This is a genomic window from Streptomyces marokkonensis, from assembly GCF_008312835.1.
GTDB lineage: Bacteria > Actinomycetota > Actinomycetes > Streptomycetales > Streptomycetaceae > Streptomyces > Streptomyces marokkonensis_A.
The window spans coordinates 593,367-612,884 of record NZ_VSKS01000001.1; the positions used below are offsets into that span (position 1 = coordinate 593,367).

Below are 19,518 nucleotides of genomic sequence, written 5' to 3' on the forward strand. Positions count from 1 at the left end.
GATGCATGATCAGGCAAACCCTCGAACTAACGTGCCGTGGGAAGCGGGGCCGAAACCCGACGAGGTCCCCAATCGCCCTGGCCATGAGTTCGCTGGCTGCGTGACCGAAGGGCCCGCTTGGCCACTCGATATGGCGCGAAAGTGATTCAAAGTGCGAGGTGGGGCGGGTAAACGGACCTTTGACGGAGAGATAAGAGAAGGCAGCGGGCATGAAAGGAAAGAACCGGCTGCTTGAGCTGCCCCGAGTTTCGTAGAGTCCGGTGATCTTGTTCAGGCGGACTGCGGGGTGGCTTCCTGTTGTCGACGCCAGGCGCGTTCGTACTCGGCGGGCGGTACGTAGTCGAGGGCGGAGTGGAACCGTTCCTCGTTGTACCAGGCGACCCACTGGAAGATCGCCCGCTCGACCTGGTCGACGTCCCTCCAAGGGCCTTGCATCTCGATCAGCTCGGCCTTGAAGGTGCCGTTCAGGGCCTCGGCCATCGCGTTGTCATAGCTGTCCGCGACCGAGCCGACCGAGGCCGAAGCCCCGATCTCGGACAGCCTCTCGGTATACCGAATGGATACGTATTGCGACCCGTGGTCGCTGTGATGAATGAGGCCGGAGCCCTTCTTGATCCTCCGTCTCCACAACGCCATCTCCATGGCACCCAAAGGCAGTTCACTCCGCATGTGGTTCGCGACCTGCCAGCCGACGATCATCCGCGAGTACACGTCCAGGACGTACGCCACGTACGCCCAGCCGGACCAGGTGCGCACGTACGTCATGTCCGCCACCCACAGCTGGTCCGGCCGCGAGGCGGTGAAGTCACGGTCGACCAGGTCCGGCGGGCGGGGCGCCGACGGCTCCGGCACGGTGGTCCGCCGCCGCTGCCCGCGGATCACGCCCTCCAGGCCCAGCTCGCCCATCAGCCGCTCGACGGTGCAGCGGGCCACGACGACGCCCTTGCGCTTGAGGGCGCGGGTGATCCGCCGGGCCCCATAGATGCCACCTGACTCGGAGTGAACCTGCTCGATCAGCCGCATGAGCTGCTCGTCACGGAGCCGGCGCGCGGACTTCGGCCGCTTCTTGCGGGCGTAGTAGGCGGACTCGGACCAGCCGAGCACCCGGCATACGGGCCCGACCCCGAAGCCGTCTTCTTGCAGGCTGTCGATCACCTGGTCGGCCTCGTCCGGGGACGGTCGAGCTCCTGGGCAAAAAGCGCACTCGCCGCTTTGAGGATCTCGTTCGCTACTCCTTTGCGAAGTTGCTTCAACTCCGCAAGTTCGGCGCTCGTCAGCCGGTCGTCGCGTTCGCCGGTGTCCGCCTCGGCCTGGCGCACCCAGCCGCGCAGGGCCTCCTTGTGGATGCCCAGGTCCTTCGCGACATGCGCGATCGGACGGCCGGTGGTGCGGACTTCGCGGACGGCCCGCTCGCGGAGTTCGTCCGGGTACTTACGTGGTGCTGGCACTGCTCGTGGTTCTCCTTCGGGCCAGGATGACGGTTGTGCAGTGCCGTCCCAGGCGGAGGTCTGACTCGTGAGATCTATGACCGAAGCGTCCAGTCACAGACCTGTCGACTGTCGTCGCGGGATGCTGCCTGCCGCCGAGCCAAAGGGCGTGTGCCAATAGGGGCCTTGCCGAGTTTCAGGCGCCATCACGGTTCAGACCGTCCGAGCAGGCCGGTGCCATCCACCCAGCACGTCACCATGCGGGAGGCGAACCACCATGACGACCCGACAGAGCAGCACCTCCTCAAGCACGGATCCGCCCGTTCGGGGCGAGGTTGTTCTGGGCGTGGACACGCACGGCGAGGTGCATGTCGCCGCCGTGGTTTCCCTGCTGGGGAAGGTCCTGGGTACCGAGTCCTTTCCGGCGACGGCGGCCGGCTACCGTCAGCTGCTCGTCTGGGCCCGCAAACGGGGGACGGTGCGCCGGGCCGGTGTGGAGGGCACCGGTACCTTCGGCGCGGGCCTGTCCCGCTACCTGCTGGCCCAGCAGATCCAGGTGTTCGAAGTGAACCGGCCCGATCGCGCGGCCCGTCGGCTGCTCGGGAAGTCGGACCCGCTCGACGCGCAGGCCGCAGCGCGAGCCGTGCTCAGCGGTCGCGCCCGGGTCCGGGCCAAGTCCGGCGACGGTCCGGTGCACAGCGCCCGGATGTACAAACTCGCCAAGGACTCCGCGGTCAAGGCCCGCACCCAGGCGATCAACCAGCTCAAGGCCGTCCTGGTCATCGCCGACCCCGCCCTGCGGGAACAATTGTCGAGCCTGGGCAACGCCGAATTGTTCCGCACCTGCGCGACCCTCGGCCCACCCGATGGTGGGGGAGACGAGGACACGGTGGCCCAGGCCACCCACATGACATTGCGCATGCTCGCCGAGCGCATCGAACAGCTCACCGCTCAGATCAAGGAGCTGAACCAACGCCTGACCCGGCTCGTCGAACACCACGCCCCGCAGCTGCTCGAACCGGTGGGCATCGGCCCGGACAGCGCCGTCACTCTCCTGATCACCATGGGAGACAACCCCGAGCGACTGAACACCGAGGCGTCCTTTGCTGCCCTTTGCGGCGTTAGCCCCATCGAGTACTCCTCCGGCCGACGGCGCACGCGCCGGCTCAACTACGGCGGCGACCGGCAGGCCAACGCCGCCCTGCACCGCATCGTCTTCACCGGGCTACGCCATGACCCGCGCACCCAGGCGTACTACGAACACCGCACCCAGGAGGGCAAAAGCCGACGGGAGATCATCCGATGCCTCAAGCGGTACGCAGCCCGCGAGGTCTTCAACCTGGTCAGACCAGTGTCCCGCACCCCCGCGTTATAGGGGCGTCCATGAGACGTGAGAGGGTCTGGGGCGTGAGCGAGACACCACCCAACACCCTGCAATACCGCTTTGACGGGCCAGAAGACGCTCCGGTCCTGATCCTGGGTCCCTCACTGGGCACCACATGGCACATGTGGGACCGGCAGGTCCCCGAGTTGACCAACCAGTGGCGCGTGTTCCGGTTCGACTTGCCGGGACACGGGGGCGCCCCCGCCCACCCCGCGGGCTCGGTCGCCGACCTCACCGCGCGCCTGCTCACCACTCTCGAGAGCCTCGGTGTCCAGCGCTTCGGCTACGCGGGCTGCGCGCTCGGCGGCGCCGTCGGCATCGAGCTGGCCCTGCGCCACCCCGAGCGCCTCGCGTCCCTGACGCTGATCGCCGCCTCGCCCCGCTTCGGCACGGCGGACGAGTTCCGCCGGCGCGGGGTGATCGTGCGGACGAACGGACTCGACCCCATCGCCCGCTCCGCGCCCGAGCGCTGGTTCACCGGCGGTTTCGCCGCCGCCCAGCCCGCGATCACCGAGTGGGCCGTGCAGATGGTGCGCACCACCGACCCCGGCTGCTACATCGCCGCCTGCGAGGCGCTCGCCTCGTTCGACGTGCGCGCGGAGCTCGGCAGCGTCGGTGTGCCGACCCTGGTGCTGGTCGGCTCCGAGGACCAGGTGACCGGCCCCGCCGAGGCCCGCACCCTGGTCGCCGGGATCCCCGACGCCCGGCTCGCCGTCGTGCCCGGCGCCTCCCACCTGGTGCCGGTGGAGCAGCCGGCCGCCGTCACCGACCTGCTGGTGCGGCACTTCTCCACCGCCTGGCAGCCCGCCTTCGAGTCCGCCACCGGCCAGATCGCCCTGCCCGCGGGAGCGGCGGCGCAGCCGGTGCCGGCCGCCGCCCCCGCCCAGCCGGTCCCCGTGGCCGAGATCGCCCCGGCCGCCGTGCCGCAGCAGCCGCAGGGCAGGCCTGACCCCTACGACGCGGGGATCAAGGTCCGCCGGGAGGTGCTGGGCGACGCGCACGTCGACCGGGTGCTGGCGCAGACCGACGCGTTCTCGGGCGACTTCCAGGAACTCGTCACCCGCTACGCCTGGGGCGAGGTGTGGGACCGCCCCGGACTCGACCGGCGCACCCGCAGCTGTATCACCCTCACCGCCCTCGTGGCCGGTGGTCACCTTGAGGAGCTCGCCTTCCACACCCGCGCCGCCCTGCGCAACGGCCTCACCCCGGCCGAGATCAAGGAGGTGCTGCTCCAGGCGGCCGTCTACTGCGGCGTCCCGGCGGCGAACAGGGCGTTCCGGGTGGCCCAGCAGGTCGTCCGCGAGGAGACCACGCCCCAGGAGTGAGCCGAGGCTCCTCCGCCCGGCAGCGCGCACCGGGGGCAGGATGGATCCATGAAGCTCACGAAGAAGTCGCACGCCTGCGTCCGCCTGGAGAAGGACGGACGGGTCCTCGTCCTCGACCCCGGAGGGTTCAGCGAGGAGGACGCCGCCCTCGGCGCGGACGCGATCCTGGTCACGCACGAGCACCCCGACCACTTCGACGAGGGCCGGCTGCGGACCGCCCTGGACGCCAATCCGGCAGCCGGGATCTGGACCCTGAAATCGGTCGCGGACCAGATCTCGGCGGCATTCCCGGGCCGCGTGCACACCGTCGGCCACGGCGACACCTTCACCGCCGCCGGCTTCGACGTCCAGGTCCACGGCGAGCTCCACGCGGTGATCCACCCGGACATCCCGCGCGTCACCAACGTCGGCTACCTCGTCGACGGCGGGAAGCTGTTCCACCCGGGCGACGCCCTCACCGTCCCCGACCGCCCGGTCGAGACGCTGATGCTGCCCGTCATGGCCCCCTGGAACAAGATCTCCGAGGTCATCGACTACGTCCGCGAGGTGCGGCCGCGGCGCGCCTACGACATCCACGACGCCCTGCTCACCGACCTCGCCCGGCCGATCTACGACCGCCAGATCGGCGCCCTCGGCGGCGCCGAGCACCTGCGGCTCGCGCCGGGCGGCTCCGCTGAGCTGTGAGCCGGCGGTCGAGCGTTGTCGGACCCGCCGGGTAGGTTGTGGGACATGCGCATCGCGACCTGGAACGTGAACTCGATCACCGCCCGCCTGCCGAGGCTCCTGGCCTGGCTGGAGAGCAGCGGCACGGACGTGCTGTGCCTCCAGGAGGCCAAGGTCGCCGAGGACCAGTTCCCGGCCGAGCAGCTGCGCGAGCTGGGCTACGAGTCGGCGGTGCACGCCACCGGCCGGTGGAACGGCGTGGCGGTGCTCTCCAAGGTGGGCCTGGAGGACGTCGTCAGGGGACTGCCGGGCGACCCCGGCTACGACGGCTCCGTCGAACCCCGCGCCATCTCCGCGACCTGCGGCCCCGTCCGCGTCTGGTCGGTGTACGTGCCGAACGGCCGCGAGGTGGACCACCCCCACTACGCCTACAAGCTGCAGTGGTTCGAGGCGCTGAAGGCCGCCGTGGCCGGCGACGCGGCGGGCGGCCGCCCGTTCGCGGTCATGGGCGACTACAACGTGGCACCGACCGACGACGACGTCTACGACCGGGCCGCCTTCGAGGGCTCCACCCACGTCACCCCCGCCGAGCGCGCCGCCCTCGCCTCCCTGCGCGAGGCCGGCCTGTCCGACGTCGTGCCGCGCCCCCTCAAGTACGAGCACCCCTTCACGTACTGGGACTACCGCCAGCTCTGCTTCCCCAAGAACCGGGGCATGCGCATCGACCTGGTGTACGGCAACGCGCCGTTCGCGAAGGCCGTCACCGACTCCTACGTCGACCGCGAGGAGCGCAAGGGCAAGGGCGCCTCGGACCACGCGCCGGTCGTGGTGGACCTGGACGTGTAACGGGGCGCCGCCGGCCGCCGACCGGTCCCGCGCGCCCTGTGGTGCGCGGGGCGGGACGAATGACAGGCTGGAGGTATGAACATCCCATTCCTGGGCAACCGGCGCCGGAAGGCCGGGTTTCCCGGTCCCGAGGGCATCGCCGAACTCCTCGCCGAGTGCGAACTGTTGCGGTCCCAGGCCTACCGGGCGGGAGTCCGGCTGGACGACTCCCCGGCCTCGCTGGAGGCACTGGACCAGCTCGTGCCGGGCTGGCGGGACGACGAGGAGACGTCCACCTGGCTGGGCAACGACGCGGGGCTGTACCTCGGCACCGTCATCGTGCGCACCGTGCCGGGGGCCGCCTGGGAGATCCGTTCCGACGGACAGCCGGTCGTGCGGCTCGCCTCCGGCCGGGAGTTCGACGTCGTGGACTCGGGACACGAGTGGGCGGCCAACGGAGTGCCCGAACTGTCGCAGCTGTACGCGGAGGTGGCCGAGGCGTGAAGCCCGGGGCCGGCGGCTCCGTGCCGTCCCGCCCCACTGGCCGGTGTAAATACGGCTAATGAACGGGAAGTGCGTGTCGCGCCATCACGGCGATCTTGCCCGGATACGTTGCGGCGGCCACCACACGGCTGAGAACGAGTAGGGGTGGGCATGGCCGTCGATCCGCTGACCGAGCTGCGAGGCGTCAGCACGTACGTCGGGGACCCGCATGTCACGCGGGACGTCGACCTCGACCTCTTCGCCCACGAGCCCGCGCTGCGGAACGCCTCGCCGGTCCAGGCCATAGTCCGCGGACGCAAGGAGGGGGACGCCGAACGGCGTTCGCGTGTGCGCCTCGACCGTGCCGGCGTCGCCGGCCGGCCGGGCACGTACCCGGCGCGGCTCCCGGGCGGCCGGCAGCCGGGGCCACCCCCTCCGGGCCCTCGAGGCACGAGCCGGCCCGCGCGCTGGACCCGGAGGAGGTCAGCGAGGTCCTGGAGGTCATGCGCCAACCGGCCCATGAGGGCACGGCCATGATCGTGTGCCGGCACGAGAAGGGCTTCACCCGCTCGGCGTCGAAGATCCTCGAGCACTGAGCGGGTGACGCCGGGAAACCCGCCCGCCCGGACCTTCGACTACGATGTTCCCTCCGTCCCGGCGGGGGAGGGGACTTCGTGCCAGGAGAGCGGACACCGTCGCCGGGAGGGGCCCACCGCGGGTCTCGCCGCGGGAGGCGGTCACCACAAGGCCAGTCCCGTCCGGCGGCAGCCGGAGATCACTGCTCGCGTGGCGAACCGACACCGTAGGACGGGTCGTCCGCCCACGAGGAGAAGGTCAGCTGCGCGCCGGACGGGTGGGGCCGGCCCTTCCGGTACGCCGAAGCGCTCCGGCCGGTCGCCGGGCCGCGCCTGATGTCAGGAGGACATCATGTCGTTCCTCAGCGTGCGGGTGATCTGGGTGACCCGCTTGAAGCGCCGGTCGTCGGAAAGCTCCGCGAACGTGTAGTACTCCATCGTGATGGTGCCGCCGGCCTTGAGGGAGCCGTCGAAGGTGAGGCGCAGGGCGAGCGTGTTTCCACTGAGCAGCGCCTCGTGCACCGTGTACTGGGCGTTCTCGAAAGTCTGGCTCGCGGCGGGGGCGTGCTCGGCGAGTGCCGCCCGGTCCGTTTCGGTGCCGTCGGTGATCTGTACGAAGTCCGGCGTGTAGTAACGGTCGATGCTCTGCTCGGGATTCTCACCCCCGAAGATGACGTCCTTCACGTACGAGTTGAGGAATTCGCTGGCGAATTCCTCGGGGGTGGTGCCGAGATCGACGGACATGCCATTCCTTTCGTCCCTGCTTGCTGTATACCCTCCCCAGGTATACACCCCCGCCGGGAAGCGCATCAACGGCGCTGTTCTCCCGTGGCTCAAAGGCGTACGGGAAGCCGGTGCGCGCTGCGCAGTGGCAGGAAGCGATGCCACTCCAGCTCGTCCGGGTCCACCGCGAGGCGCAGGGCGGGAAAGCGCGTGAAGAGCCGGGTGAGTGCGACCTCGACTTCGAGCCGGGCCAGAGGAGCTCCGAGGCAGTGGTGGATTCCGTGGCCGAAAGCAAGGTGGCCGCCCGGCTTGCGGGAGATGTCGAACCGGTCGGGGGCGGCGAACCTGCACCCGTCGCGATTGGCTGACTGAATCGACACCACGACGCACTCGCCCGGAGGAATGTCCACGTCGCCGAGCCGCACCGACGCGGTGGTGTAGCGCAGGGCGGCCGAGTCGCCCGGGCCCTCGAAGCGCAGCACCTCCTCGATGGCGGACACGAGGAGCGCGGGGGAGGTGCGGGCGGCCGCCAACTGGTCGGGGCGGGTGAGGAGGTTGATGACGCCGTTGCACAGGGCGTAGGCCACGGTCCCGTAGCCGGTGAAGAGCAGCAGGCAGGCGGTCGCCACGAGTTCGCCCTCGTCGAAGCGCGTTCCCTCCTCGTCGGTGGCGGACGCGAGGCGGGAGAGCAGGTCGTCCTCAGGCGTCGTGCGCTTCTCGCGGAACAGACCGGTCACGAGATCGATCACCTCACCAGCCGCGGCACGCTCGGCATCCGGGGCCGCGGGCCGACCGCCCATCACCACCAGTGCCTCGGCTGATTCCTCCAGACGGGCCCGCAGGGCGTGCGGAACGCCGAGCAACTCGGAGATCACCGCGAACGCCGTGGGGAGGGCGAACTCACTCAGCAGCTCCGACTCCTCGTGGCCCGCCAGCCGGCCCAGGGCGCGGTCCACGGTCCGCTCGACCCCACGGCGTCCGACCGCCGAACCCTGCCTGCTGAGGGCACGGTTCACCAGGTTCCGGAGGCGGGTGTGCGTGGGCGGGTCGGTGTGCAGCAGGTGCCGGCCGGCGGCCCTGTCGAGCACGGCCTGCGGGGCGCCGTGTTCCCAGGGCGGGCGCTCGTGCGGGGGTGAGGCGTGGGCGGGATCGGTGCTCAGGAAGGGGTGGGAGAGGGCCGTTCGGGCCTCGTCGTACCGGGTGACGAGCCAGCAGACGGTGCCGTCCGGCAGACGTGCGGGATGCACTGGTCCTGCCTCCCGGAGCCGGGCGAACCGGGCATGCGGATCTCCCGAGGAGGGGGCTCCGAGCAGGACCGGCAGTGGTTCACAGGCAGGCGCCATCGTTGCTCCTGGCGATGGGGGCGGTCACCAGCCCATCGTTGTGCAGCGGCCGGGTGGTGTCATGTCCGCGATTGCTCTGGTGCCGCCCCGGCGGGTAATGGCTGAACCCACCCGTCAGGTTCGCGCCGGTCGGGAGTCCCGAGGATGCCGCCCCGGGCGAGGCGGGTACGGATCACCGCGACGGCGTCGGACCGCCCGAGGCACCGGCCCTTCTCATAGGCCCGGGCGTGCGCCGCCTCACCCAGGTCCCGGGTCAGGGCCGCCGCGAGCTGGGCGATGTCGGGGTTGCCCGCGTCGGAGGCGCCGCGCAGGGCGTGGGAGACGCCCAGCAGCAGCGCCGCCGACTCGGGGTCCTGGCGGCGCTGCAGCAGATGAGCCACGGCGGCGCAGACGATCGCCACGAGCAGCATGTCGGCCGCGTCGAGAGCCAGGTCCAAAGCCTTGCGCAGCGCTCGGTGGCTTCCCTCGAGATCGTCCCGGGCGAGGGCGATGCGGGCGGTGCCCGTCCAGTACAGGGTGTGGAAGGCCACGTCGTGGAAGGTGTCGGAGGAGCAGGCCTCGTGGGCCAGGGCGTACTGCCTCGACGCTTCCCCGACGTCGCCCTCCAGGCGTGCCAGGTCGCCGAGGTTCAGGCGCGCCATGCGCAGGTGGGGTGCGGACGAGGGGCTGTTGACGACGCGCAGCAGTTCCTCGCGGGCCGCCTCCCCCCGGCCCGCGTGCCGGTGGGCGATGGCCAGCCAGACCCGCTGCAGATCGTCTCCGCCCAGCTCGCGGGCCGGGGCCATCGCCTCCGTGAGCACCTCCACGGCGTCGTCGTACTCGCCCTGGGAGATCAGCCCCACGGCCAGGTACGTCAGCGACGTGGCCAGGCCCCAGCGTTCGCCGATGACACGGAACTCCCGTGCGCTCCGGCGCAGATCGTGACAGCCCTGCTGCAGGTCCCCCTCGTTGAGGCTGATCATGGAACGGATGAGCCACAGCATCGCCTGGGTCCATCGGCCGGGCGAGGAGGGCTGCTGGTCGATCGCCCGCAGCCCCTTGTCCGCGTCGCCCCCGGTCCAGGCGAGCAGCGGCGCCAGGAGGGCGGCGGCGGGATGGTCACCGGGCTGCGGCACGCGGGTGGTGCCGGGCCCCGTGTCCACCGGCATGCTCAGCGCGTTGACCGAGTCGCCGGAAAGGACGCAGTTGAGGAGACACCCCGCCGTGGCAACGGCTCGCTGCTGCGGTGGAGTCGGGCCGGGCACCCTCAGTGCGGCCCGCAGGAGGTGCACCGCCTGGCCGTACTCGCCACGCTGGGTCCAGAAGTACGAGAGCGCGGCGCCGAGCCGGACGGCGGTATCGGCGTCGCCCGACTCGCAGGCGAAGTGCAGAGCGGCCAGCAGGTTGTCGCGGTCGGCCGTGAGCGCCCTGGTCCAGCCGATCTGGCCCGCACCGCCCCGCAGATGCGGTTCCGCGCCTTCGGCCAGGGCGAGGAAGCAGCGGGCGTGGGCACGCAGCGCCGCGTCCACCGCACCGCGGTCGGCCAAGCGCTCCAGACCGTAGGCACGGATCGTCTCGAGCATCCGGAAGCGTGTCTGCGGAACATGCACGACCTGCACCACCGACTTCTCGACGAGGGAGGTGAGCGTGTCGAGGGTGCGGACGCCGAGGCCGCCCAGGGCCTCCGCGGTCTCGAGCGTGATCGCGGCCGGGCAGACCGCCAGCGTCTCCGCGAGTCCCCGCTCGTGGTCGGTGAGCAGGTCCCAGCTCCAGGCGACCACGGCGCGCAGCGTGCGGTGCCGGGGCCGTGCGGTGCGGCTGCCGCCGGTCAGGAGGTGGAACCGGTCGTCGAGCCGGGCGGCCAGTTGCTCCACGGAGAGCGTGCGCAGCCGGGCCGCGGCGAGCTCGATGGCCAGCGGGAGCCCGTCGAGCCTGCGGCAGATGTCGGCCACCGCCGAGGCGTTGTCCGCGGTCACCGTGAAGCCGGGACGGACCGCGTCCGCACGGTCGGCGAAGAGCTGCACCGCCGGGCAGGCCGCCACCGTGGCCGCGCTGGAGCCCGGCGCGGGAAGTTCCAGCGGAGGAACGGGGAACAGTGTTTCCCCGAGAATGCCGAGCGGCTCCCTGCTGGTCGCGAGGACCGTCAGCCGCGGGCAATGGGACAGGAGGTCGTCGACGAGCCGGGCGGTCGCCCCGATGACGTGCTCGCAGTTGTCGAGGACGATCAGCGTCTCGGCGGCCGGGACCACCTGGATCAGCCGGTCCGTGCTGTCGCCCTTGCCGTCGGCGGACTCGGACAGGCTGACTCCGCGGGTGCCGAGAGCCGCCAGAACGGCCGGTGCCACGTCCCTCTCGTCGGTCACCGCAGCCAGTTCGGCCAGCCACACGCCGCCGGGCATGCCGTCCGCCAGTTCGCCCGCGAGTGCGGTGGCCAGGCGGGTCTTCCCGGTCCCGCCCGTGCCCACGAGAGTGACGAGGCGGTGCTTCGCGACCTGCTCGCCGAGCCGCAGTGTCTCCTTGTTCCGCCCGACGAAGCTGGTGAGTTCCGCGCGCAGGTTGTCGCGGCGCACGTCCCTGGCCGTACCGTGCCGCCGGTCCGCGCCGTTCTGGCCACGCAGCACCTTCAGGTGCGTCTCCTGCAGTTCCGGCGACGGGTCGGTGCCCAGCTGGTCGGCGAGCCAGGTGCGGAAGCGTTCGTAGGCGCCCAGCGCCTCCGCGGACCTGCCGTCGGCGTGCAGGGCTCGGATCAGGAGCGACCACAGACGCTCACGGTGCGGGTACAGCGAGACCAGGGACTCCAGCTCGGCGATCATGCCGGGTGGTTCGGTGCGCAGCGACAGGCCGGCCGCGGCGCGGTCCTCGAAGGCGGTGAGCTTCAGCTCGGTCAGACGTACGACGGTGCCCTGCGCGTAGGCCGAATCGGACATGTCGGCGAGCGGTTCGCCGCGCCACAGGCCGAGCGCCTCGCCGAGGACCCGCGCGGCGGCACGCGGATTGTCCTCCTGGAGCAGTCGGCTGCCCTTGCGGGCGAGGGCCTCGAACCTCAGCGCGTCCACACTGTCCGGCCCGATGTCCAGGCGGTAGCCGCCGCCCGCGAACCGCAGGGGCGTTCCGTCGGGCAAGGTCTTGCGCAGACGGCTGACGAGCGCCTGCACGGCGTGGCCGCAGTCGGCCGGTGACTCCTGGGACCACAGCGCGGATGCCAGCGAACCGACCGGGACGGACCTGCCCGACTCGAGTGCCAGCCTGATCAGGAGGGTTCGGAGCCGGACGCCGCCCACAGCGACGGACCTCTCGCCGCTCCGGACTTCCAATGGTCCGAGTAAGCCCACATGCATGGGCCCATGGTGCCATCCGGATCGCCCGGACGAGCTGCGAATAATTGCTCAATGTGAGCGACGTGTAGGCGGGTTGTGAGCGGGTGGCGGCACCCTCGACGGCGTTGGCCGTTGGGCCGATGCGGGAGGGGGCACGGGGGCGACGTGGAGTTGCTTGCCACCCCCGTCCGGCGCCCCGTCGTCCAGTGGCCCCTCCCTCCGCCCCGCCGATTTCCCGCGGTCCTCCGTGCCGCGGGACGTGAGATACGAGGATTGACATGACTGCCCTGGCACGATGGTGCTTCAGGCACCGGATCGTGGTCCTGCTCCTGTGGCTGGGGGCACTGTTCGGCACAGCGGCCGGCGGATCGGTGGGAGGCAGCGCCTTCTCCAACGCCTTCGACGTGCCCGGCACGGAGTCGACGCGTGCCATGGAGCGCATGGAGGAGGTCTTCCCCGAGGCTGCGGGTGATGTGTCCACCGTGGTGTGGCGGACCGAGAACGGTACGGTGCGCGACCCCGCGGTCCGTGACCGCATGACGGACGCGCTGCGGGACATCGAGGACCTGCCCCACGTCGGCGATGTGCTGAGTCCGTACGACTCGGCGGAGACCGCGCACATCAGCGACGACGGCAAGATCGCCTACGCCGAGGTCATCTTCACGGAGCAGGCGAACGAGCTGGACAAGGGCGACACCGAGAAGGTGATCGACCGGGCCCAGGACGCCCGCACCGACGGCCTCGACGTCGAACTGGGCGGCATGGCGGTCGAGTACGCGCAGCAGCCGGCGGAGGGTGCCGCCGAGCTGGTGGGCGTCGTGGCCGCGGCCGTGGTCCTGCTGATCGCCTTTGGTTCGCTCTTCGGCATGCTCCTGCCGATCATCACGGCGATCGTCGCCGTCGGCACGGCTGTCTCGCTGCTGGGAGTGCTCAGCCACGTCATGACGCTTCCCGCCTCGGCGCCGATCGTCGGTTCCCTCATCGGGCTCGGAGTGGGCATCGACTACGCGCTGTTCGTGGTGACGCGGCACCGCAAGGGACTGAAGGCGGGGCTGTCCCCCGAAGTCTCCGCCGAGCGGGCGCTGAACACCTCGGGACGTGCGGTCGTGTTCGCCGGCGGCACGGTGTGCGTGGCCTTCCTCGCGATGTTCGCGCTCGGCATGCAGTTCCTGAACGGGCTGGCCGTTGCGGTGATCGTCGTGGTGCTGCTCAGCGTGGCATGCGCCGCGACCCTGCTGCCGGCCCTGCTGGGGCTGTTCGGGACGAAGGTGCTCAGCCGGCGTGAACGCCGCGCGCAGGCAGAGGGCGGAGGGCGGGCCGAGGACGGCGCCGGCTCGCTCGCCGTGCGCTGGGCGGCGTTCGTGGAGGGCAGGCCCGGGGTGGTGGCCGTCGTCGCCGTCGCGGTGATGGTGCTGCTCGCGCTCCCCGCCTTCTCGTTGCGGCTCGGGGCCACCGACCAGGGGAACCACCCGGAGTCGCAGACGACCCGGCAGGCCTACGACCTGCTGGCCGACGGCTTCGGACCGGGGTTCAACGGCCCGCTGCACATGGTCGCCGACGTCCCCGGCGGCGAGGCCGACCTACGTGCCGTGGAGGGGCTGGTCGACCGGGTGCGCGCCCTGGACGGCGTCGCGGACGTCGGTGAGCTGACCGTGTCCGAGGGTACCGGGACACGGGTGTACCAGGTGGTTCCCGCCCATGCGCCGCAGGACGAGGCGACCGACGAGCTCATCGCGGAACTACGTGGGTCGATCGTGCCTCAGGCGGAGCGGGGCAGCACCCTGGAGGTGTCCATCGGCGGCAACACCGCGGTGCAGAAGGACTTCGCGGAGGCCATCACCGACAGGCTGCCGCTGTTCATCGCGCTGATCGCCGTGCTGGGCGCGCTGCTGCTGATGGTGGCCTTCCGCAGCGTCGTGGTGCCGTTGATCGCGGCGCTGATGAACGTCCTCGCCGCGGGTGCCGCGTTCGGCATCATCGTCGCGGTCTTCCAGTGGGGCTGGGGCCTGGACCTGCTGGGCCTCGGCAAGGAAGGACCGATCACCTCGTACATCCCGGCGTTCATGCTGCCGCTGCTCTTCGGTCTCTCCATGGACTACCAGGTGTTCCTGGTGAGCCGGATGCATGAGGAGTGGGTGCACACCAGGGACAACGCGCGCGCTGTGCGCCTGGGCCTGACGGACACCAGCCGGGTGATCAACTGTGCCGCTCTGATCATGGTGTGTGTCTTCGGCTCGTTCCTTCTCAGCGCCGACCAGGCCGCCGTGATGACGGGTGTCGCGCTTGCCGGGGCGGTCGCCGTGGATGCCTTCATCGTGCGGATGCTGCTGGTGCCTGCGCTGATGCACATCATCGGCGACGCCAACTGGTGGCTGCCCGGCCCGCTGGGCAGAGTACTGCCGCGAGTCGCCCTGGAGGCGCCGGCCGATCAGGTAGCACCGGCGTCGCAGAAGCGGGACGACCTCGTCACCGAGCGGTGACCGGACGGACTTGCCGAACGCGCTCCGCGCGGGGCCCTGCGCCCTCGAGGGCGCGTTCGGGAAGTCGTGCGATCGAGGGTGTCATCAATCGTCGGGTAGGATAGCCTGTCCATACCCCCTTGGGGTATTGCTGAGGAATGGACCGGGGTACCGACGACAGGAGTGGTTCATGGGCTCCCCCGAAACTTCCCATGATGATCCCGCGACGAGCGGGTCCGGTGAAGCCTCCGAGGCCGGGGGCGTCACTGTGACCTACGCCGTCGAAGGCATGGTGTGTGGGCACTGCGCCACCTCCGTGACCGAGGCCATCACCGGCCTCGACGGCGTGCGGAACGTGGACGTCGACGTCCAGAGCGGGCACGTGTCCGTCGATTCCGAGCACGAACTCGAGGAGGCCGCCCTCGCCCAGGCCCTCGACGACATCGGGTACGAGATGTCCGGCCGTGTCTGAACGGCCGCCGGACACGGAGGGGGCGGCGACCTGCCGAGGTCGCCGCCCCCTCCGTACCCGGCCCTCTGCCGGTACGCGCCACGTCGAGCAGGTGCCGGTCCGGTCCGATTCCCACCTTGCCGATCATGACTTCCGTCAGAGGGGCAGCCGCCTCGGCCGGCGAGGAGCCGTCGTCCGGAGAGTTCCGGTACCCGAAGTGCGGATCGGCCGCCGGGTCCGCCATGGCCGAGAACTGTGCGAACCGGTCGTGAAACCGCCGACCTCGACCGGGTCGGGCGCCTTGATCCCTCGCATGGCCGATGTCCCCTCACTCACCTGCGACCATCTGTCCTGACGCATCCCGCGTACTCAGCCTGATCGCTCCGCTCGGGCAGGACCGGACCGCGTCGCGGAGTGCCGCGTGATGCCGGTCGGCCGGCTGCGCGTCCAGCACGACCACCGTGCCGTCCGCATCGGACTGGTCGAACACCGCCGGGACCGTCAGAGCGCACATCCCCGCCGAACAGCAGCGCCCGGGATCCGCCTCGACCCGGAGAACACGGCCGCTCACCACGTGACCGGCAGCTCGTGCACGCCGTGGACGATCATCTCCGACCGCAGCGGCACGTCGAGCCGCTCCCGGGTGATCTCTTCGACCCGCGGCAGGAGCCGGTTCGTCCGGCGGACGGTGAACAGGCCGGCCGGCGGCTTGCACAGCCGGGTGCGGTCGGGCGGATCCATGCTGATGAATCGCCCCGGCGCCGCCGGTTCGGCCACCCACGGATGGGGAACGGGCAGGCGCTGCAGCTCGCTGCGGGAGCTGAACGAAGGGTTGCCGAGCACGCTCCGCGCCTGTGCGTACCCCGTGACGAGCCGGCCGAGCGTGCCGTCCGGATAGGTGAGGCGTCCGACCGGGCTTCGGCTGCCGGGCCTCGCGAGTTCCTCGGGAGGGGCGAAGGGACAGGTACGCGCCGTGGGCAGTGCCACCGGCTCCTGGGCAGTTTCCGTCATCCGGTGGCCTTTCGACTTCCGCTCGGTCTGATCCGCCTCGTCCCCGGGGTCTTGGTCACCTCACCGGGTGAGCGCGACGGGCAGCGTGTCGAAACCCCGCAGCCCAAGGCCGATCCGCCGCCGGGCAGGCCCCGCCGGGGCGATCGCTACGGCACCCGTCACCAGCCGCTGCAGCAGCACCTCCGCCTCCAGGTTGGCCAGCTGGGCACCGAGACAGAAGTGCACCCCCGCCGCGTACGACAAATGGGCGTTCTCGCCCCGGCCCACGTCGAGGCGTTCCGGGTCCGGGAAGCGCGAGGGATCCCGGTTGGCCGCGCCGATGACGGTCATCACCGTCTGCCCCGGTTCGAGCTCCACGCCCGCGAACCACGTCGGCTCCAGCGCCACCCGCGCGTCGAGCTGGGCCGGAGTGTCGTACCGCAGCAGCTCCTGCACCGCGGACGGGATCAGTGCGGGGTCCTCGCGCAGCCGCTCCCACTGTTCGGGGTGGTCGAGCAGGGCCCGTACGCCGTTGCCGAGCAGATGAGTGGTGGTTTTGATGCCCGCCCCCAGCAGGAGCAGCGCGGTGGAGACGATCTCGTCGTCGCTCAGGCCGCCGCCCTCGGCAGCGGTGCCGAGCCGGCTCAGCAGATCGTCGGCCGGTCGGGCCCTGCGGCGGGCGAGGAGCTCGGCGAAGTAGTCGCACAGCGCGCGCTGCGCTTCGGCGGCGGCGCGGAACACCGCCGCGTCGGTGACGGGTTCCATCAGCGCCGCCAGCGCCTGCGAGTTGGGCAGGACGGAAGCGCGGTCGCTTTCGGGAATGCCGAGCAGGTCCGAGATGACGATCTCCGGCAGAGGCTTGGCCACGGCCTCCATGAAGTCGCCGCCCGCGGCCCCGTCGAGGCGCGCGAGCAGCCGGTCCGTGTGTGCCACCACGGCGGGGCGCAGCCCCTCGACCTGCCGGTGGGTGAAGACGGAGCTGACTGGTCTGCGCAGCCGGGCGTGGTGCGGTGGGTCCACGAAGGCCATGCTGCGCCTGAGCGTGGCCATCACCTCCGTGACCTGCTCCTGGGGCACGGGTGCGAGGCGGAAACCGTCCATGTCGTCACCCCGCCCCAGCGACCGGTGCCGCAGCGCGGCATCGCACTCGGCGTGCCCGGTCAGGACCAGGGTTCCGTCGCTCGTGATCAGAGCCGGTGCCATGTCCCGCAGCTCGCGGTAGTGCGAGTAGGGATCGTCGGAAGCGGGATTCTGCATGATGTCGAGAAAGACGGACTCGGCGTCGTCGTCGCGGCGGGCCGTGACCGTCGATGTGGCGGCCGGCGTCTGTTCCATGGCTGCCTCTTCACCTGCCTTCGTGTCTGGACTGTTTGCCGCTGGACCGGTCACGTCTACGGGCAGTGGGCCACCACCAGTACGTACCCCAGTGCGGTGATGTCGCTCAGTCGTGCCGGATCGAGTTGATAGGCCGGGTCGCTGGCGAACTTCTCGTCGATCTCCGCGCGGGCCTCGCGCATCTGACGGGAGAGTTCCCGGGTGGTGCGCCACATGACGTTGTCGCTGATGTCGCGGACCTCGTCGAGCACCAGACCGGCCTCTCGCACCAGGCGCGGATACGAGTCGAGCGTCACCATCGGGCTCATCTTCGCGGCCTGGAAGAACTCGTCGACGGTGCTCTGCTCGTCGGCGGTCAGCGGGGACCGCTCGCACAGATCGGTGAAGACCACGCGCCCGCGCGGACGGACGACCCGGGCGATCTCCTTGAGCACATGGCCACGGTCAGGCATGTGGATGATGGACTCCAGCAGCCACGAGGCGTCGAACGAGGCGTCCGCGTAGGGAAGCTCCATGGCGTCGGCGTACTCGAACCGCACCCGGTCGGCCAGGCCGAGGTCGGCCGCCAGCCGGTTGGCGAGGGTGACCTGATCGTGACTCACCGTGATCCCGGTGACTTCCGCGCCGGTGACACGGGCCAGCTGGACGGCGGGCCCGCCGATGCCGCAGCCGACGTCGAGCAGGTGACCGGAGGCCGGGAGCCGTACCTCCTGGATCATCAGGGCGGTGAGCTGCGCGGCCGCCTCCTCGAAGGTGGCGGAATCGTCCGGCGATGTCCAGTACCCGTAATGCAGATTGGCGCCGGGAGCATTGCCGAGCGTCAGCCTGGTGAAGCGGTCGTAGAAGCCGCCGACCTCCGTCCGGTCATGTCCGGCCGCGGCAGGGCCGTCCTGCGCTGCTCCGGTGCCCTGTGCTTCGTCCACGTGCGTCACACCTTTCGTGTGTGGGAAGGGCCGGCGACGGCACGGGGGGCCCGGGCCGGCGTCCGGAGGGGCTCACCAGGTGACCGGGAACCGGTGCATGCCGTAGATGAACATGTCGGTGCGCAGCGGGAGCTCCTCGGCCGGCACTGCCGGGCGCAGGCCCGGGAAGCGGCGGAACAGGGCGGAGTAGCCGACGCGCATCTCGATCCGGGCCAGATGCTGGCCGATGCACTGGTGGATCCCGTGGCCGAAGGCCAGGTGGCCGGCCGCCGACCTGCCGACGTCGAGCTCGTGGGGGCGCTCGAAGCGCTCCGGGTCGCGGTTCGCGGCGGGGATCGAGGTCATTACCACGTCGCCCTTGCGCACGACCTGCCCGGCCACTTCCACGTCCTCCAGTGCCGCCCTCAACGGCCCGAACTGGCCGATGCTCAGGTAGCGCATCAGTTCCTCGACGGCGGAGTCGACGCGTCCGGGGTCCTCACGCAGCAGGGCCAGTTGCCGTGGCTTGCTGATCAGCGCGTACGCTCCGAGGGAGAGCATGTTCGCCGTCGTCTCGTGCCCTGCGACGAGCAGCAGTTTGCCCGCGCCGGCGATCTCGGCGTCGGTGAGTCCGCCGTCGGCCACCAGGCCGCTGATGATGTCGTCGGCCGGTGCCGCCCGCTTGCCGGTGACCGTCCGCAGCATCAGTTCGTCGAGAGCGGCGTGTGCCGCCATCATCTGCTCGGGAGTGCCGTTGGTGGACACCGTGGTGGCCGCGTGGAGCTGGAAGGAGTCGCGGGTGTCGTAGGGCACGCCGAGCAGTTCGCAGATCACGAGGGACGGCAGGGGCAGGGCGAAGTCGTCCACCAGGTCGGCCGGCGCGCCCTGTTCCTCCATCGCGTCCAGCAGGCTCTCCGTGATCCGCTCGACGTGCGGGGTGAGCCGCTTCATGCGGCGCACAGTGAACTGGCCGGTGAGGAGCTTGCGGTAGCGCGTGTGTTCTGGGGCGTCCATGCCGACGAAGAAGCCGGGCGGCGCGGGTGTCGCCTGCCACGGGTAGGGAACCGGCATGCGCAGCAGTTCCATGCGCGCGCTGAAACGGGCGTCGTTGAGGATGGTGCGGACCACCTCGTGTCCGGTCGCCAGCCAGCCCACGCTGCCGTCCGGGAACGCCAGCGGTTGCAGGGGGGCTTCGGTGCTCAGCCGTATCAGCTCGGGGGGCGGGTCGAACGGGCAGTCGCGGACCGTGGGCAGGGCCACCGGTTCCGGGGAGGTCTGAGTCATCGGGAATCTCTCTGCTCAGCCGGATTCGGCGCCTGGGGCGTGTGCGCACGGGA

Annotated in this window: 15 protein-coding genes and 1 pseudogene; 7 read left to right on the forward strand and 9 right to left on the reverse strand. The window is 70.8% G+C overall.

Translation table 11 applies throughout. From position 1 onward, the window contains the following. Positions 1 to 270: 270 nt before the first annotated feature. A pseudogene (locus tag F1615_RS02640) lies at positions 271 to 1,448 on the reverse strand (IS3 family transposase). 256 nt (positions 1,449 to 1,704) lie between these two features. On the opposite strand from F1615_RS02640, the gene F1615_RS02645 reads away from it, so the two are divergent. The 5 genes from F1615_RS02645 to F1615_RS02665 all read left to right on the forward strand — a co-directional run bounded on the left by F1615_RS02645 (position 1,705) and on the right by F1615_RS02665 (position 6,128). Next, positions 1,705 to 2,802, forward strand: a complete 1,098-nt coding sequence (locus tag F1615_RS02645; protein WP_167533631.1) for an IS110 family transposase — start codon at positions 1,705 to 1,707, stop codon at positions 2,800 to 2,802. A gap of 32 nt (positions 2,803 to 2,834) precedes the next feature. Then, positions 2,835 to 4,136: a 4-carboxymuconolactone decarboxylase gene (gene pcaC, locus F1615_RS02650; protein ID WP_149547183.1), complete on the forward strand. Its 1,302-nt coding sequence runs from the start codon at positions 2,835 to 2,837 to the stop codon at positions 4,134 to 4,136. A gap of 48 nt (positions 4,137 to 4,184) precedes the next feature. After that, the gene (locus F1615_RS02655; RefSeq protein ID WP_149547184.1) at positions 4,185 to 4,820 is read left to right on the forward strand and encodes an MBL fold metallo-hydrolase; all 636 of its coding nucleotides are present in this window, start codon (positions 4,185 to 4,187) and stop codon (positions 4,818 to 4,820) included. 45 nt (positions 4,821 to 4,865) lie between these two features. Further along, positions 4,866 to 5,645 (forward strand): exodeoxyribonuclease III, encoded by a 780-nt coding sequence (locus F1615_RS02660; RefSeq protein WP_149547185.1) that lies wholly within the window; start codon positions 4,866 to 4,868, stop codon positions 5,643 to 5,645. A 75-nt stretch (positions 5,646 to 5,720) separates the two neighbouring features. Next, positions 5,721 to 6,128: a DUF6278 family protein gene (locus F1615_RS02665; RefSeq protein WP_149547186.1), complete on the forward strand. Its 408-nt coding sequence runs from the start codon at positions 5,721 to 5,723 to the stop codon at positions 6,126 to 6,128. An 893-nt stretch (positions 6,129 to 7,021) separates the two neighbouring features. Here F1615_RS02665 and F1615_RS02670 read toward each other — a convergent pair. From F1615_RS02670 to F1615_RS02680, 3 genes are all read right to left on the reverse strand, one after another. Beyond that, positions 7,022 to 7,426, reverse strand: a complete 405-nt coding sequence (locus F1615_RS02670; protein WP_167533632.1) for a nuclear transport factor 2 family protein — start codon at positions 7,424 to 7,426, stop codon at positions 7,022 to 7,024. A gap of 89 nt (positions 7,427 to 7,515) precedes the next feature. Then, positions 7,516 to 8,652, reverse strand: a complete 1,137-nt coding sequence (locus F1615_RS02675; protein ID WP_167533633.1) for a cytochrome P450 family protein — start codon at positions 8,650 to 8,652, stop codon at positions 7,516 to 7,518. A 155-nt stretch (positions 8,653 to 8,807) separates the two neighbouring features. Beyond that, the gene (locus F1615_RS02680) at positions 8,808 to 12,008 is read right to left on the reverse strand and encodes a BTAD domain-containing putative transcriptional regulator (RefSeq protein WP_167533634.1); all 3,201 of its coding nucleotides are present in this window, start codon (positions 12,006 to 12,008) and stop codon (positions 8,808 to 8,810) included. 314 nt (positions 12,009 to 12,322) lie between these two features. Between F1615_RS02680 and F1615_RS02685 the strand changes: the two genes are divergently transcribed. Continuing rightward, positions 12,323 to 14,524, forward strand: coding sequence for an MMPL family transporter (locus F1615_RS02685; RefSeq protein ID WP_149547190.1), 2,202 nt, complete (start codon positions 12,323 to 12,325; stop codon positions 14,522 to 14,524). A 169-nt stretch (positions 14,525 to 14,693) separates the two neighbouring features. Continuing rightward, the gene (locus tag F1615_RS36805; RefSeq protein ID WP_149547191.1) at positions 14,694 to 14,975 is read left to right on the forward strand and encodes a heavy-metal-associated domain-containing protein; all 282 of its coding nucleotides are present in this window, start codon (positions 14,694 to 14,696) and stop codon (positions 14,973 to 14,975) included. Between the two features lie 307 nt (positions 14,976 to 15,282). On the opposite strand, the gene F1615_RS02695 is transcribed toward F1615_RS36805, so the two are convergent. The 5 genes from F1615_RS02695 to F1615_RS02715 all read right to left on the reverse strand — a co-directional run bounded on the left by F1615_RS02695 (position 15,283) and on the right by F1615_RS02715 (position 19,465). Then, positions 15,283 to 15,528: a 4Fe-4S domain-containing protein gene (locus tag F1615_RS02695; protein WP_149547192.1), complete on the reverse strand. Its 246-nt coding sequence runs from the start codon at positions 15,526 to 15,528 to the stop codon at positions 15,283 to 15,285. Further along, the gene (locus tag F1615_RS02700) at positions 15,522 to 15,965 is read right to left on the reverse strand and encodes a hypothetical protein (protein ID WP_149547193.1); all 444 of its coding nucleotides are present in this window, start codon (positions 15,963 to 15,965) and stop codon (positions 15,522 to 15,524) included. The genes F1615_RS02695 and F1615_RS02700 overlap by 7 nt, the downstream gene beginning before the upstream one ends. 60 nt (positions 15,966 to 16,025) lie before the next feature. Then, positions 16,026 to 17,279, reverse strand: coding sequence for a cytochrome P450 (locus F1615_RS02705; protein WP_149547194.1), 1,254 nt, complete (start codon positions 17,277 to 17,279; stop codon positions 16,026 to 16,028). A 56-nt stretch (positions 17,280 to 17,335) separates the two neighbouring features. After that, complete coding sequence (locus F1615_RS02710; protein WP_167533635.1) at positions 17,336 to 18,202, reverse strand: methyltransferase domain-containing protein; 867 nt, start codon at positions 18,200 to 18,202, stop codon at positions 17,336 to 17,338. A gap of 72 nt (positions 18,203 to 18,274) precedes the next feature. Then, positions 18,275 to 19,465: a cytochrome P450 gene (locus F1615_RS02715; protein WP_149547196.1), complete on the reverse strand. Its 1,191-nt coding sequence runs from the start codon at positions 19,463 to 19,465 to the stop codon at positions 18,275 to 18,277. Positions 19,466 to 19,518: the final 53 nt, after the last annotated feature.